Origin of the sequence: Pseudomonas sp. SORT22, assembly GCF_018417635.1 — a bacterium.
Lineage (GTDB): Bacteria > Pseudomonadota > Gammaproteobacteria > Pseudomonadales > Pseudomonadaceae > Aquipseudomonas.
Genome location: NZ_CP071007.1, coordinates 1,530,689 through 1,544,714, shown reverse-complemented (window position 1 = coordinate 1,544,714; position 14,026 = coordinate 1,530,689). Strand labels below are relative to the sequence as shown.

The window sequence follows — 14,026 nt, the reverse complement described above, 5'->3', positions numbered from 1 at the left end:
CCCCTGCCGGACCCAAGGTGCAGCGCCGAACGCGTCAGCCTGGCTAACCCGCTTCGAATAACGCCATGGCTTCGACATGCGCCGTCTGAGGAAACATGTCGAGAATCCCGGCACTTTTTAACCGGTAACCCTGCCTGACCAGTTCAACGGTGTCGCGAGCCAGGGTCGCCGGATTGCACGATACATAAACAAGACGTTTCGCGCCGAGGTCTGCGATTTTTCGCACAACCTCAAATGCACCATCACGCGGTGGGTCCAAGAGTACCGCAGAAAAGCCTCCTGCGGCCCAGCCCGACGCCGCCAAAGGCTGCGATAAATCGGCCTGAAAAAACTGCGTGTTATGCAAATTGTTGCTACGGGCATTGGCGGCGGCCCGCTCGACCATCGCCTGCACCCCCTCCACCGCCACCACTTCCTTGGCCTGCCGGGCCAGCGGCAAGGCAAAGTTGCCCAGGCCACAGAACAGGTCGAGCACGCGCTCATCGGCCTGCGGCGCCAACCAGGCCAGGGCCTGCTCGATCATCGCGGTGTTGACCTGGGCGTTGACCTGGACGAAATCGCCCGGCCGGTACGCAAGCTCCAGGTTCCACGGTTCAAGGCGGAAACCGAGGCTCTGACCGGCGTCCAGCGGCAAAGGTTCACCCTCCCCTTGCAGCCACAGCTGCGCACCGGCCTCGGCGCAGAACGCCTGCAGGCGCGCCAGGTCGCCCTCAGCCAATGGCCCGGTGTGGCGCAACAGCAGCGCCAGCGCGGTACCGCTGAACAGTTCGACGTGACCCACCACTTGCGGCTTGCTCAGGCTGCGCAACAGCGTAGGCAGGTGACGCATGATTGATTGCAAGGGTTGTACCAGCACCGGGCAGTCGTCGATGGCGACGATGTCCTGGCTGGCTTCGGCGCGAAAACCGACTTCAAGCTGTTTTGCCTTGTTGTCCCAACGCACCGCAACCCGCGCCCGGCGCCGGTAGCCGAATTCCGGCCCGCTCAGCGGCGCGGCCCAATGCTCGGGCTGCACGCCGGCAACCCGCTGCAACTGCTCGGCCAGCAGGCGTTGCTTGAGCGCCAGTTGCTCGGCATGGGGCAGGTGCTGCAGGTTGCAGCCGCCACAGCGGTCGAAGTGCTTGCACGGGGCCTCGCGGCGCGCCGGGCTGGCACTGAACACCCGCTCAAGGCGCGCCTCGACCACCTTGCCGTGGGTGTTGAGCACCCGCGCTTCGACCTCTTCCTCGGCCAGCGCGCCACTGACGAACCAGGTACGACCGTCGAGAAAGGCGATGCCCCGGCCGTCACCGGCCAGGCGCTCGATGCTCAGGCGCTGCTTTTTACCGGTGGGGATCTGTGGCGCGCGGGTGCCACCGGCCGGCTGAAAGCGCAGGCCGCTGTTACGTTTGTTCTTGGACATCAGTTCACTGAATCGAAAATGCCGGTCGACAGGTAACGGTCGCCACGGTCGCAAATGATCGCCACCATCACGGCGTTTTCCAGCTCGCGGGACAGGCGCAGCATGGCTGCCACTGCACCACCGGAGGACACACCACAGAAAATGCCCTCTTCCCGGGCCAGGCGGCGGGTGGTTTCTTCGGCTTCGCTCTGGGCCATGTCGACCACACGGTCAACGCGCTCGGACTGGTAGATCTTCGGCAGGTATTCCTGCGGCCAGCGACGGATGCCGGGGATGGCCGAGCCTTCCCTCGGCTGCAGGCCGACGATCTGCACCGCCGGGTTCTGCTCCTTGAGGTAGCGCGAGCAGCCCATGATGGTGCCGGTGGTGCCCATGGAGCTGACGAAGTGGGTAATGCTGCCCTGGGTCTGGCGCCAGATTTCCGGGCCGGTGCTCACGTAGTGGGCTTCAGGGTTGTCGCCATTGCCGAACTGGTCGAGCACCAGGCCACGGCCTTCAGCCTGCAGGCGGTCGGCCAGGTCGCGGGCGCCTTCCATGCCCTCTTCCTTGCTGACCAGGATCAGCTCGGCGCCATAGGCGGTCATCGCCGCCTTGCGTTCGGCGCTGGAATTGTCGGGCATGATCAGGATCATCTTGTAACCCTTGATCGCCGCCGCCATGGCCAGAGCGATGCCGGTGTTGCCCGAGGTCGCTTCGATCAGGGTATCGCCCGGCTTGATCTGCCCACGCAGCTCGGCGCGGGTGATCATCGACAGCGCCGGCCGGTCCTTGACCGAGCCTGCCGGGTTGTTGCCTTCAAGCTTGAGCAGGAGGGTATTGCTGGTTTCGCCGGCAATGCGCTGCAGGCGGACCAGAGGCGTGTTGCCGACGCAATCGGCGATGGTTGGGTACTGCAAGGTCATGGCGTATTCGCAATCCAGACTGCGGGGGCGCCTATCATACCGGCAAACGGGATTTGCCCATATCACGCAATGTGTTGGGGTTATAGCTGCGAGCTATAAGCTGGGATTGCGGAGCCTGTTGCGGCCCTATCGGGGGTCAAGTCGGGTCGCCGCACCGCCGCTCCCAAAGGAGATCACACTGCTGGCAGCTGCATGTTCAGGCGCAAGCCCTGCCCGGTGTTCTGCGCCCACAAGCGCCCGCCCTGGCGGACCACGGCATTGCGGGCAATGCTCAGGCCCAGCCCGAAGCCGCCATCGCCGGGGCGCGATCCGTCCAGGCGGGTAAAGGGTGCGAAAATGCGCTCCAGCTCGCTTTCGGCGACGCCACCACCCTGGTCTTCCAGCCAGATCAGCCAGGTATCGCCCTGGCGCCGCCCGTCCAGACGGATCACCCCCGTGGCCGAGGAATGCCGAATGGCATTGCGCAGGATGTTCTCCAGGGCCTGGGCCAGGCTGTTGAGGTTGCCTTGCACCCAGCACGAGGCATCCAGCCCGCAGCGCAGTTGCGCGGCCGGCCAGGCGCTTTCGTAGCAGGCGTCTTCAGCGAGCATTTCCCACAGGGCCTGGACCTGGATCGGCTCTTTGCTCAAGGGCGCCCGCTCAGTGTCGAGCCAGGCCAGTTGCAAGGCATCTTCGACCAGATGCTGCATGCAGTCGATTTCGCGCCCCAGGCGTACGCGTAGCTGATTGGCATCCGCCTCGCTGTCGCAGGCCACGCGCAAGCGGCTCAAGGGCGTGCGCAGCTCGTGGGAAAGGTCGCGCAACAGCTGCTGTTGCAAGGCCACCGTGCCCTGCAGACGTTCGGCCATGTCATCGAAGGCACGGCCCAGTTCGCCCAACTCGTCCTGGCGGCTGGTGGTGCTGCTGGCGACCCGGGCCGAGAGCTGGTCGGCACGCCAGGCATTGGCCTGCTCGCGCAACTGGATCAGCGGCACAACCAGCATGCGGTAGAGGCCGACGCATAGCAGCAAGGTAAACAGCCCGGGGATGATGCCGTTGGTCACCACCCGCCACAGCACCCGGTACTGCCCCGGCGCCAGGCGCTGCGGCAGCTCCATGACCAAGGTGCCCAAATGTGGCTGTTGCGGGAACGGCAGGCGCATCCACGGCATGCCGATCGCGCGCGGGCTTACTGGCCAGTCGATGCCGCGCAGAAAGGTCAGGCGCCGGCTTTCAGCCTCGTTGAGCGGCGTGCTGCTCAACGACTGCAGGTTCGGGCCGATCACCCCGACCCAGCCGCTTTCCTTTTCACCTACCGCCGCCAGCCAGGCGTCGATACCGGCCTGCCCGCCTTGCAGCCAGGCCTGCTCGGCTTCGCTGGCATAGCCTTGCAGGATGCTTTTGGCCTGTTCGGAAAGGAAGGCGTTCTGGGTGTCCATGTGCCGGCCCCAGGTCCAGCTCAGGCCGATCATCAGCAGGCAGAAGCCCACCAGCAGGATCGCCAGTTTCCAGAACACGGAATGACGATTGGGCACCTCAGTGCACCTCAACGCTACTGAGCACGTAGCCCTTGCCCCACACCGTGCGCACCTCGCGCTCCAGGTAGCCGATGGCCTTGAGCTTGCGGCGGATCTGGCTGACGTGCATGTCCAGGCTGCGATCGTGGCGAGCATAGCCGCGCTGCAACACCTGCTGATAAAGGAAGGCCTTGCTCAGCACCTCTTCATCGCTTCGCTGCAGGGTGTCGAGCAGGCGGTACTCGCTGAGGGTCAACCCCGCCCACTGCTCGCCATAACAAACATCGCTGGCCTCTTCGTCGAAGCGCAGTTCACCGGCCAGCATCGCAGCCGGTTGCTGGTGGCGCCGCTCCAGCGCTACCCGGCGCAGGATCGCTTCGATGCGAACCTGCAGCTCGACCATACTGAAGGGCTTGGGCAGGTAGTCATCGGCGCCACGCTTGAAACCGCTGATGCGGTCGGCCTCGGCGCCCAGCGCCGACATCAGGATCACCGGCGTCGAGCTGCTTTTGCGCAACTGCGCCAGTACATCCAGGCCGTTGAGGCCGGGCAGCAGGATATCCATCAGCACCACATCAAAGCGGCTGCTCTGCGCGACCTGCAGGCCCTCCTTGCCATTCTGGCACCAGGTGACCTTGAAGCCGCCGCGCTGCAGCTCTTCGCGCAGGTAGGCACCCAGGACCGGATCGTCCTCGATGGCAAGGATGTTGGAGGTGCTAATAGATACAGGAGTCATTGGCCGATGCTAGCAATTCTCAATCAGGCGATTATTCGGCATTCCCCGTGCACAGGCAACCGCAGCTCGACCAAAGCCCCGGTTATCCTTGGCAATCGACAAAAGCAGATACAAATGAGTGCATTACGCGAGTAGGCGCGGTACTTTTCCGACTTGGTCCGTCAGCAGGAGCTGGCGGAGGCTTACAGCGCTTACCGGGCACAGGAGAGTGGCGTGCTGAATAGATTGGGGATCAGAAGCCGCGTGCTGTTGCTCGCCTTGTTGCCAGCCGGCCTGATGGCGCTGGTGCTGGGCGGCTACTTCACCTGGTTGCAGCAAAGCGAGCTGCAGACCCAACTGCTGCAACGCGGCAAGATGATTGCCGAGCAACTGGCCCCGCTGGTGGCGCCGGCCCTGGCGCGGCACGACCCGGCGCAGCTGGAGCGCATTGCCGCCCAGGCCCTGGAGCAGTCCGATGTGCGTGCCGTGGCTTTTCTCGGCCCCGACCGCAACGCCCTGGCCCACGCCGGCCCGAGCATGCTCAACCAGGCACCCACCGGTGGCGGCACGCAGTTGCTGCAGCGCACCGGCAATGACGCCACCCGTTACTTGCTGCCGGTGTTCGGCCGCCACCGCGACCTGGCCGGCGAGCTGATTCCCGGCGAAGCCGATCGCCTGCTCGGCTGGGTGGAAATCGAACTGTCCCACGACGGCACCCTGCTGCGCGGCTACCGCAGCCTGTTTACCAGCCTGCTGCTGATTTTCCTCGGCCTGGCCGCCACCGCCCTGCTGGCCCTGCGCATGAGCCGCACGATCAACGGCCCGATCGGCCAGATCAAATACGCAGTCACCCAGTTGAAAGACGGCAACCTCGAAGAACGCTTGCCGGCAATGGGCAGTTACGAGCTTGATGAACTGGCTGCGGGGATCAACCGTATGGCCGAAACCCTGCACAACGCCCACGAAGAGCTGCAGCACAGCATCGACCAGGCCACCGAAGATGTGCGCCAGAACCTGGAAACCATCGAGATCCAGAACATCGAGCTGGACATGGCGCGCAAGGAGGCCCTGGAGGCCAGCCGGATCAAGTCCGAGTTCCTCGCCAACATGAGCCATGAAATCCGTACGCCGCTGAACGGCATTCTCGGTTTCACCCATTTACTGCAAAAAAGCGAGCTGACCCCGCGCCAGCTCGACTACCTGGGCACCATCGAAAAGTCCGCCGGCAGCCTCTTGGGCATCATCAACGAGATCCTCGATTTCTCCAAGATCGAGGCCGGCAAGCTGGTGCTCGACAGCATTCCGTTCAACCTGCGCGATTTGATTCAGGACACCCTGACCATCCTCGCCCCGGCGGCCCACGCCAAACAGCTGGAGCTGGTCAGCCTGGTGTACCGCGATACACCGCTGTCGCTGGTTGGCGACCCGCTGCGGCTCAAGCAGATCCTTACCAACCTGGTCAGCAACGCCATCAAGTTCACCCGCGAGGGCACCATCGTCGCCCGGGCCATGCTTGAGGACGAGCGCGAAGACAGCGTGCAGTTGCGCATCAGCGTTCAGGACACCGGCATCGGCTTGTCCAGCCAGGATGTGCGGGCACTGTTCCAGGCCTTCAGCCAGGCCGACAACTCGCTGTCGCGCCAACCCGGTGGCACAGGCCTGGGCCTGGTGATTTCCAAGCGCCTGATCGAACAGATGGGCGGTGAGATCGGCGTCGACAGTACGCCCGGCGAAGGCTCGCAGTTCTGGATCAGCCTGAGCCTGCCCAAGGCCCGCGACGACGCCGAAGACCTGCCAACGCAACCGCTGGTGGGCCGCCGCGTAGCAATTGTCGACAGCCACGAACTGGCGCGCCAGGCCCTGGAGCATCAACTGGAAGACTGTGGCCTGAGCGTCAGCCTGTACACCACGGTCGAACAACTGCTGCACGCGGTCGAAGCCGCCAGCCTGGCCGGGCAACCCTTCGAGCTGGCGGTGCTTGGGGTCAACCTCGACAGCCTCTCGCCGGAGCGCCTCGGTCAGTACATCCAGCAACTGGAAAACCTCGCCTGCCAGGCCCTGGTGCTGTGCCCGACCACCGAACAGGCGCTGTACCACCCTTACCTGCCCAATGCTCACGGCCAGTTGCAGGCCAAGCCTGCCTGCACGCGCAAATTGCGCCGGGCCCTGGTCGAGATGGTCCAGCCGCGGCGCCCGGGCAGCGAGAGCAAGCCGGTGTCCGACCAGCCGTTGCCGAAGGTGCTGTGCGTCGACGACAACCCGGCCAACCTGCTGCTGGTGCAAACCCTGCTCGAAGACCTGGGTGCCGAAGTGCTGGCGGTCGACAGCGGCTATGCGGCGGTTCAGGCGGTGCAGGACGAGCGCTTCGACCTGGTGCTGATGGACGTGCAGATGCCCGGCATGGACGGGCGCGAATGCACCGAGCAGATCCGCCAGTGGGAAACCAGCCAGAGCGGCCCGGCGCTGCCAATCGTGGCGCTGACCGCCCACGCCATGGCCAACGAAAAACGCGCCCTGCTGCACAGCGGCATGGACGACTACCTGACCAAACCGATCAGCGAGCGCCAACTGGCCCAGGTGGTGCTCAAATGGACCGGCATGGCCCTCGGTGCGCCGCGCCCGGAACGCCCGCTGGAGCGCACGCCGGACAGCAGCGAACTGAAGGTGCTCGACCCCGAGGAAGGCCTGCGCCTGGCTGCCGGCAAGCCGGACCTGGCCGCCGACATGCTGGCGATGCTGCTGGCGTCGCTGGAGTCCGACCGCGAAGCGATTCGTGTCGCCCGCGAGGCAGCCGACCGCAATGGCATGATCGAGCGCGTGCACCGCCTCAATGGCGCCTCGCGCTACTGTGGCGTACCGCAACTGCGCGCCGCCTGCCAACGCAGTGAAACCTTGCTCAAGCAGGATGACCCACAGGCGCCGCAAGCGCTGGACGAACTGGACCGGGCCATCACCCGGCTGACTGCCCAGGCGCGCATGAGCGCCTGAACCCTGGCTGACCTGGGGCAAGGCCCGATCCTTGCCCCTTGGTTAAACTCTCAGGCAAAGCCTTCAGGAACATCCCATGCGCGTATTGTTTTTCAGCAGCCAGACCTACGACCAGGACAGCTTCACCAGCGCGGCACCGGCGCCAGAGATTGAGCTGCACTTTCAACCGGCGCGCCTTACCGAAGACACCGCGCCGCTGGCGGCCGGCCACGAAGTGGTCTGCGCCTTCATCAATGACGACCTTGGCGCTGCGGTACTGGAGCGCCTGGCGGCCGCTGGCACGCGCCTGATCGCCCTGCGCTCGGCCGGCTACAACCACGTCGACCTGGCCGCCGCCAAACGCCTGGGCCTGGCCGTGGTACGGGTGCCGGCCTACTCGCCACATGCCGTGGCCGAGCATGCGGTGGCGCTGATCCTGGCGCTCAACCGGCGCCTGCACCGGGCCTACAACCGCACCCGCGAAGGCGACTTCACCTTGCACGGCCTGACCGGCTTCGACCTGCACGGCAAGACCGTCGGCGTGGTCGGTACCGGGCAGATCGGCGCGGCCTTTGCGCGGATCATGGCCGGTTTCGGTTGCCAGTTGCTGGCCTACGACCCCTACCCCAACCCCGAACTGCTGGCGCTCGGTGCGCGCTACCTGAGCCTGCCGCAGCTGCTGCGCCAGGCCCAGGTCATCAGCCTGCACTGCCCGCTGACCGACGACACCCGCCACTTGATCAACGCCCAGAGCCTGGCCGACCTGCAACCCGGGGCCATGCTGATCAATACCGGCCGCGGCGCCCTGGTCGACACGCCGGCGCTGATCGAGGCACTGAAAAGCGGCCAGCTCGGCTACCTGGGCCTGGATGTCTATGAAGAGGAAGCCCAGCTGTTCTTCGAAGACCGCTCCGACCTGCCCTTGCAGGACGACGTGCTGGCGCGGCTGCTGACTTTCCCCAATGTCATCGTCACCGCCCACCAGGCCTTCCTCACCCGTGAAGCGCTGGCGGCCATCGCCGCCACCACCCTGGACAACATAAGCCGCTGGGCGGCAGGCAATCCGCAGAACTTGGTCGAGGGTTGATGCTAGGATACGCGGCAGATTTGGAGGACCCATGGTCGAACACGATTTCCGCTACACCCTGTTTAACCCGCAACACACCCTGATCGAGTGCCGCGCCCTGGTGCCAGGCCGCTATCAAGTGACCGGCAACGGCGGCTCGATCCAGAAGAACGACGTTCTGCTGGTGACCCTCAAGGGCAGCAAGGACTTGTCCATGCGCCTGACCGTGGAGTCGGTGCGCCACTTGATCAACCCGACCGGCCAATGGGTCGCGGTAGCCAGCGGCCCGGTGTTCGGCGAACTGGCGATCCACACCTGGGAGGTCAACTGCGACAGCTGCCAGGCCGCCCTGAGCTTCGAATTCGCGGTCGACGCCAAACTGGGTAAAAAAGCCCAGCAACCGGCCGCCAGCGCACGCATCGCCGAGCTTGGCTGGATCAGCCGCGGCGACAAACACCTGTGCCCGAAATGCAAGGAGACGGCCCAGTGAAAACGCTGTTGCTCTCAGCCCTGATCGGCACTGCCCTGCTGGGTTGCGCCGCCGAGCCGATGAAGCTGGAACAGGAACGCAGCTACCTGCTGGAATGGATTGGCGAGCGTCCGCTGATGGACTACAGCCACCTGACCCTGACCCTCGCCGCCGACGGCCGCGCCTATGGCAACGGCGGCTGCAACCACTGGTTCGCGCCGTACCAGCTGGACGGCGACAAGCTGAGCTTCGGCAAGGTTGGCAGTACCCGCAAGCTGTGTGCACCGGCGCTGATGGAGCAGGAAAGACGCTTCCTGCAGGCGCTGGAAACCGTGCAGCGCTGGGATATCTCGCCGATCGAGCAAGTGCGCTTCTGGCCCGCCGAGGGCAAGCCGCTGCGTTTCTGGCCTGAGGAGGGGTGACTTAAGCGGCAAGCCACAAGCTTCAAGCCGCAAGTAAGAGCAGACTGTGCGCGCTCTGGCTCTTTCTTGCAGCTTGTAGCTTGTAGCTTGAGCCGTCAGGCGCCTTTGAGCGCCTTGATCTTCTGGTTCAGGCCCTCAAGCGTCTGCTCGCCCAGCAACTGCTCACGCACCTTGCCCTTGTCATCGATGATGTAGGTCACCGGCAAGGCTTCGCTGCGCGGCAATTGGTAACGCTCGGCCGGGTCGCTGGCCAGTACGGTGAAGCCGATACCCAGGGCTTCGCTGGCCTTTTTCAGGTCTTCACCCTGCAGGCCGTCGAAGTTCACCCCCACTACCTGCACGCCCTGCCCCTGCCATTGTTTGGCCGCGGCGTTGAGTTCGGGAATTTCGATACGGCACGGGCCGCACCATTCCGCCCAGTAGTTGAGCACCAGCCAGTGCCCTTCAATCTGCTCGGCTTTCACTGCCTGGCCGTGCTGGTCCAGGCCGTAATCTGCACCGCAACCGCCGAGCAACAGGCTCGCGGTGATGGCCAGTGCTGCTGCCAAACGCCTTGTCATGGGTCAATCCTTCTCGAAGATTCAAGCAAAATGCGAAGTCGCTGCGGTTAGAATAGCCGCCACACCCTGCTGGATGCGACCCGAACATGACTGACCTGACCCTCTATCACAATCCGCGCTGCTCCAAATCCCGTGGCGCCCTGGAGCTGCTCGAAGCCCGCGGCCTGGCCCCGACCGTGGTGCGCTACCTGGAAACCCCGCCGACCGCCGGCGAGCTCAAGGCCCTGCTCGGCAAGCTTGGCATCAGTGCCCGCCAGCTGCTGCGCAGCGGTGAAGACGAATACAAGACGCTCAACCTGGCCGATGCCAGCCTCAGCGAGGCGCAGTTGATCGAGGCCATGGTCCAGCACCCGAAGCTGATCGAGCGGCCGATCCTGATTGCCGGCGATAAAGCCGCGATCGGCCGGCCACCAGAGAAGGTGCTGGAGATCCTGCCGTGAGCGCGCCATATATCCTGATCCTGTTCTACAGCCGCCACGGCTCGACCAGCGAGATGGCCCGGCAGATTGCCCGCGGCGTCGAGATGGCCGGCCTTGAGGCACGTATCCGCACGGTACCGGCGATTTCCACCGAGTGCGAAGCCGTCGCCCCGGACATCCCCGACACCGGCGCCCTGTATGCCAGCCTCGACGACCTGCGCCACTGCTCGGGCCTGGCCCTGGGCAGCCCGACGCGCTTTGGCAACATGGCCGCACCGCTCAAGTACTTCATCGACGGCACCAGCAGCCTGTGGCTGAGCGGCGGCCTGGTCGGCAAGCCAGCGGCGGCGTTCACCTCCACCGCCAGCCTGCACGGCGGCCAGGAATCGACCCTGCTGTCGATGCTATTGCCGCTGATGCACCACGGCATGCTGATCATGGGCCTGCCCTACAGCGAGTCGGCATTGCTGGAAACCCGGGGCGGCGGTACGCCTTATGGCGCCAGCCACCATGCTGGCGCCGACGGCAAGCGCGACCTGGATGCCGACGAAATCGCCCTGTGCCGCGCCCTGGGCCAGCGTCTGGCGTCTACCGCCAAACTACTGGAGAACGGCCGTGGCTAAAAAGCCCAAGGTATTGCCGTCGCTCGAATGGCTGGCGCCGCGCCTGCGCCTGACCCGGGCGCTGAGCCTGGCGAGCTTTTTCGGCCTGGTCGCCCTGCTGACCCTGAACAACCTGCTGTTCGCCGACCTTCATGGTGCGCGGGTCGGGGTGATCCTGGCGATCGAGCTGGTGCCGCTGGCCCTGCTGCTGCCGGGCATGCTGCTGGGCAACGCCCGCGCCCATGCCTGGACCTGCTTTGTGGTCAATCTGTACTTCATCAAGGGCGTGCTCGCCGCCTTCGACCCGGCGCGGGCGCTGTTCGGCTGGCTGGAAGTGGCGATCAGCCTGACGCTGTTCGTCAGTGCCTTGCTGTATGTGCGCTGGCGCTTTCAGTATGAGCGGCGGTTGGCCGGAGAAGGTTCGCACTAGGCGGTGAGTTCATCGCGGGGCAAGTCGGGTCGCCGCACCGCCGCTCCCACAGGGTTTTGCGGGAGTTGGCTTGCCAGCGATGGCGGCACCAGCGATTTCAGTGATTGACGGTGTGCGCCAGCATCACCGACAGCTGGCACAGCGGCCGCCCGCTCTGCGCATGCCACTGGTTGAAGGCTTCCTGCACCAGGGCCAGGTCGCGCTGGCTGGTCGGCGGCTTGTCGATGATGTCCTGGGCGATCAGCGCCGCGGCCATGTCATTGGTGGGGATGAAGGTGTCCTTGCCGCACATGCGCAAGAAACGCGGCGCCGACAGCCCGCCCAGCTGGTTGCCATGCTTGGCCAGGTACTTCCACAGGCCGACGATGTCGGTCACCGGCCAGTCGGCAATGAACGCGCCAAAGCTGCCGTGCTGCTTCTCGATGTCGAGGATCATCTGCGCATTGCGCGGCACGCTCTTGAGCTTGCCCAGGTGGCGGATGATGCGCGTGTCCTGCATCAGCCGCTCCAGGTGCTCGGCACCCATCAGCACGACCTTTTGCGGGTCGAAGCCGAAAAACACCTGCTCGAAGGCCGGCCACTTGGCGTCCACCAGGCTGTGCTTCAAGCCGGCGCGAAACACCCGCAGGGCCAGGGTCGACAGGTAGCGGTCGGCGCCGATCTCACGCAACTGCCCGGGGCTTTTCGCCTGGGGCAGGTGCGCTTCGAGGGCGGCGGCCGAGCCGAAGCGGTTCAGGCAATACTCATGCAGCCATTGGTAATCGCGCATGGCCGTCAGATGTTCAGCACGTCGACAAAGCGCGGGGTGGCGGTTTCGTCGATCTTCAGGCTGGTGAAGTCGAACAGGTTGCGGTCAGCCAGCTGCGACGGCACCACGTTCTGCAGGCCACGGAAGATGTTCTCGGTACGCCCCGGGGTCTTGCGCTCCCACTCCACCAGCATGTCCTTGACCACCTGGCGCTGCAGGTTTTCCTGGGAGCCGCAGAGGTTGCACGGGATGATCGGGAATTCCTTCATGTCCGAGTAGGCCTGGATGTCCTTCTCGCTGCAGTAGGCCAGCGGGCGGATTACCACGTTGCGCCCGTCGTCGGCACGCAGCTTGGGCGGCATGGCCTTGAGGGTGCCGTTGAAGAACATGTTGAGGAAGAAGGTCTCGACGATGTCGTCGCGGTGATGCCCCAGGGCCATCTTGGTCGCGCCGATTTCGTCGGCGAAGGTGTACAGGGTGCCACGGCGCAGGCGCGAGCACAGCGAGCAGGTGGTCTTGCCCTCCGGGATCAGTTCCTTGACCACCGAGTAGGTGTCTTTCTCGACGATGTGGTACTCGACACCGAGCGCCTCGAGGTAGGCCGGCAGCACGTGCTCGGGAAAGCCCGGCTGCTTCTGGTCCATGTTCACCGCGACGATGTCGAACTTGATCGGCGCCACTTTCTGCAGGTGCAGCAGAACATCGAGCATGGTGTAGCTGTCTTTGCCGCCGGACAGGCAGACCATGACCTTGTCACCGTCTTCGATCATGTTGAAGTCAGTGATGGCTTCGCCGGCGAGACGACGCAGGCGTTTTTGCAGTTTGTTCTGGTTGACCGAAAGGGTGCCCATAGCGCTTGGAATCCGCGAGGTGTGACAAAAGCCGAGCATTTTACCCTTAAACCGCCAGTGGGCGTAGGCCAATCCGATAAAGACTGCATCGTGATTAAGCACGGCCCTGACAGCGCGATTTGCTCTAAAAAGCCGGCTTTATGCGGCGAACGCCTTCCTATACTGCGACATAAGGCCACACAAAGGTGACCTCCAACCTCTGGCCCAGACTTGGGGCCGCAAGCGCTCCGCTGGGGGGCGATGGCAACAACGAAAGGAGTGACCGGCATGATCCATCACGTTGTTGGGCTATTTACCCATCCCGATCAGGAATGGAAAGAAATACGCGGTGAAGAAGAAAGCATCAGCCACATGTACCTGACCCACACGCTGATCCTCGCCGCGATCCCGGCGGTTTCGGCGTTTATCGGCACCACCCAGGTCGGCTGGGTCATCGGTGATCGCGCGCCGGTCATGCTGACCCAGGAAAGCGCGCTGTGGATGACCATCATGTCCTACCTGGCCATGCTCGGCGGCGTGGCGGTGATGGGCGCGTTCATCCACTGGATGGCCCGCACCTACGATGCCAACCCAAGCCTGGCGCGCTGCATCGCCTTTGCCACCTACACCGCGACGCCCCTGTTCGTCGGCGGCCTGGCGGCGCTGTACCCTCACCTGTGGCTGGGCATGATCGTCGGCACCGCAGCGGTGTGCTACACGGTGTACCTGCTGTATGTCGGCCTGCCGACCTTCATGAACATTCCTTCCGATGAGGGCTTTCTGTTCTCGAGTTCGGTACTGGCGGTAGGGCTGGTGGTGCTGGTCGCCATCATGGCCTTCACCGTGATTGTCTGGGGACTGGGCGTGGGGCCCGTCTACACCAACTGACCTGCATTATTAGAAACAGCAACATAGGTGCACTCACCATCAGGCCGCCGCAAGGCGGCCTGATACTGTGCGCTGACAGGTGGCTCGGCAGCGCCGCCGCGGTTGCGGCA

The 14,026-nt window shown here is 64.5% G+C and carries 15 protein-coding genes; 8 read left to right on the top strand and 7 right to left on the bottom strand.

All coding sequences use genetic code 11. The features are described from left to right. Window positions 1-43: 43 nt before the first annotated feature. From rlmD to JYG36_RS07230, 4 genes are all read right to left on the bottom strand, one after another. Entirely contained in the window at window positions 44-1,402 is a 1,359-nt protein-coding gene (gene rlmD, locus JYG36_RS07245) for a 23S rRNA (uracil(1939)-C(5))-methyltransferase RlmD (RefSeq protein WP_045195575.1), read from the bottom strand. Then, a complete protein-coding gene (gene cysM, locus JYG36_RS07240; RefSeq protein ID WP_213603473.1) occupies window positions 1,402-2,304 on the bottom strand; it encodes a cysteine synthase CysM in 903 nt (300 codons plus the stop codon). The genes rlmD and cysM overlap by 1 nt, the downstream gene beginning before the upstream one ends. Window positions 2,305-2,477: 173 nt before the next feature. Continuing rightward, on the bottom strand, window positions 2,478-3,818 hold the full coding sequence (locus tag JYG36_RS07235; protein ID WP_249744405.1) for a HAMP domain-containing sensor histidine kinase: 1,341 nt from the start codon (window positions 3,816-3,818) through the stop codon (window positions 2,478-2,480). Between the two features lies 1 nt (window position 3,819). Beyond that, window positions 3,820-4,536, bottom strand: a complete 717-nt coding sequence (locus JYG36_RS07230; RefSeq protein ID WP_195884839.1) for a response regulator transcription factor — start codon at window positions 4,534-4,536, stop codon at window positions 3,820-3,822. Window positions 4,537-4,749: 213 nt separating this feature from the next. Between JYG36_RS07230 and JYG36_RS07225 the strand changes: the two genes are divergently transcribed. The 4 genes from JYG36_RS07225 (at window position 4,750) to JYG36_RS07210 (ending at window position 9,439) form a co-directional block, all read left to right on the top strand. After that, window positions 4,750-7,503 carry a response regulator gene (locus JYG36_RS07225; RefSeq protein WP_045195580.1) on the top strand — a complete coding sequence of 918 codons (2,754 nt, stop codon included), beginning with the start codon at window positions 4,750-4,752 and terminating at the stop codon, window positions 7,501-7,503. 76 nt (window positions 7,504-7,579) lie between these two features. After that, window positions 7,580-8,569 carry a 2-hydroxyacid dehydrogenase gene (locus tag JYG36_RS07220; RefSeq protein WP_213603472.1) on the top strand — a complete coding sequence of 330 codons (990 nt, stop codon included), beginning with the start codon at window positions 7,580-7,582 and terminating at the stop codon, window positions 8,567-8,569. Window positions 8,570-8,600: 31 nt separating this feature from the next. Next, entirely contained in the window at window positions 8,601-9,038 is a 438-nt protein-coding gene (locus tag JYG36_RS07215) for a hypothetical protein (RefSeq protein WP_045195583.1), read from the top strand. Beyond that, window positions 9,035-9,439 (top strand): META domain-containing protein, encoded by a 405-nt coding sequence (locus JYG36_RS07210; RefSeq protein WP_371128638.1) that lies wholly within the window; start codon window positions 9,035-9,037, stop codon window positions 9,437-9,439. Before JYG36_RS07215 ends, JYG36_RS07210 begins: the two co-directional genes overlap by 4 nt. 95 nt (window positions 9,440-9,534) lie before the next feature. On the opposite strand, the gene JYG36_RS07205 is transcribed toward JYG36_RS07210, so the two are convergent. Beyond that, a complete protein-coding gene (locus JYG36_RS07205; RefSeq protein WP_093380276.1) occupies window positions 9,535-9,999 on the bottom strand; it encodes a TlpA family protein disulfide reductase in 465 nt (154 codons plus the stop codon). 86 nt (window positions 10,000-10,085) lie between these two features. Between JYG36_RS07205 and arsC the strand changes: the two genes are divergently transcribed. Genes arsC through JYG36_RS07190 form a run of 3 tightly spaced genes read left to right on the top strand, consistent with a single transcriptional unit; the run spans window position 10,086 to window position 11,450 of the window. Continuing rightward, window positions 10,086-10,439, top strand: coding sequence for an arsenate reductase (glutaredoxin) (arsC, locus tag JYG36_RS07200; RefSeq protein ID WP_093380273.1), 354 nt, complete (start codon window positions 10,086-10,088; stop codon window positions 10,437-10,439). Then, window positions 10,436-11,041: an NAD(P)H:quinone oxidoreductase gene (wrbA, locus tag JYG36_RS07195; RefSeq protein ID WP_093380271.1), complete on the top strand. Its 606-nt coding sequence runs from the start codon at window positions 10,436-10,438 to the stop codon at window positions 11,039-11,041. Before arsC ends, wrbA begins: the two co-directional genes overlap by 4 nt. Further along, entirely contained in the window at window positions 11,034-11,450 is a 417-nt protein-coding gene (locus JYG36_RS07190; RefSeq protein ID WP_213603471.1) for a DUF2069 domain-containing protein, read from the top strand. Before wrbA ends, JYG36_RS07190 begins: the two co-directional genes overlap by 8 nt. 97 nt (window positions 11,451-11,547) lie before the next feature. Here JYG36_RS07190 and JYG36_RS07185 read toward each other — a convergent pair whose 3' ends face one another. Continuing rightward, window positions 11,548-12,219, bottom strand: a complete 672-nt coding sequence (locus JYG36_RS07185; RefSeq protein ID WP_213603470.1) for a DNA-3-methyladenine glycosylase I — start codon at window positions 12,217-12,219, stop codon at window positions 11,548-11,550. Between the two features lie 5 nt (window positions 12,220-12,224). After that, window positions 12,225-13,049, bottom strand: coding sequence for a tRNA 2-thiocytidine(32) synthetase TtcA (ttcA, locus tag JYG36_RS07180; RefSeq protein WP_038993896.1), 825 nt, complete (start codon window positions 13,047-13,049; stop codon window positions 12,225-12,227). Between the two features lie 267 nt (window positions 13,050-13,316). Here ttcA and JYG36_RS07175 point away from each other — a divergent pair, with 267 nt between their 5' ends. Beyond that, window positions 13,317-13,916: a Yip1 family protein gene (locus JYG36_RS07175; protein ID WP_093380265.1), complete on the top strand. Its 600-nt coding sequence runs from the start codon at window positions 13,317-13,319 to the stop codon at window positions 13,914-13,916. Window positions 13,917-14,026: the final 110 nt, after the last annotated feature.

Bases quoted from the DNA above. Each gene is read 5' to 3' on its own strand.
- rlmD (WP_045195575.1), bottom strand. From the start codon at position 1,402: ATGTCCAAGAACAAACGTAACAGCGGCCTGCGCTTTCAGCCGGCCGGT.
- cysM (WP_213603473.1), bottom strand. From the start codon at position 2,304: ATGACCTTGCAGTACCCAACCATCGCCGATTGCGTCGGCAACACGCCT.
- JYG36_RS07230 (WP_195884839.1), bottom strand. From the start codon at position 4,536: ATGACTCCTGTATCTATTAGCACCTCCAACATCCTTGCCATCGAGGAC.
- JYG36_RS07220 (WP_213603472.1), top strand. From the start codon at position 7,580: ATGCGCGTATTGTTTTTCAGCAGCCAGACCTACGACCAGGACAGCTTC.
- JYG36_RS07215 (WP_045195583.1), top strand. From the start codon at position 8,601: ATGGTCGAACACGATTTCCGCTACACCCTGTTTAACCCGCAACACACC.
- JYG36_RS07205 (WP_093380276.1), bottom strand. From the start codon at position 9,999: ATGACAAGGCGTTTGGCAGCAGCACTGGCCATCACCGCGAGCCTGTTG.
- arsC (WP_093380273.1), top strand. From the start codon at position 10,086: ATGACTGACCTGACCCTCTATCACAATCCGCGCTGCTCCAAATCCCGT.
- JYG36_RS07185 (WP_213603470.1), bottom strand. From the start codon at position 12,219: ATGCGCGATTACCAATGGCTGCATGAGTATTGCCTGAACCGCTTCGGC.
- ttcA (WP_038993896.1), bottom strand. From the start codon at position 13,049: ATGGGCACCCTTTCGGTCAACCAGAACAAACTGCAAAAACGCCTGCGT.
- JYG36_RS07175 (WP_093380265.1), top strand. From the start codon at position 13,317: ATGATCCATCACGTTGTTGGGCTATTTACCCATCCCGATCAGGAATGG.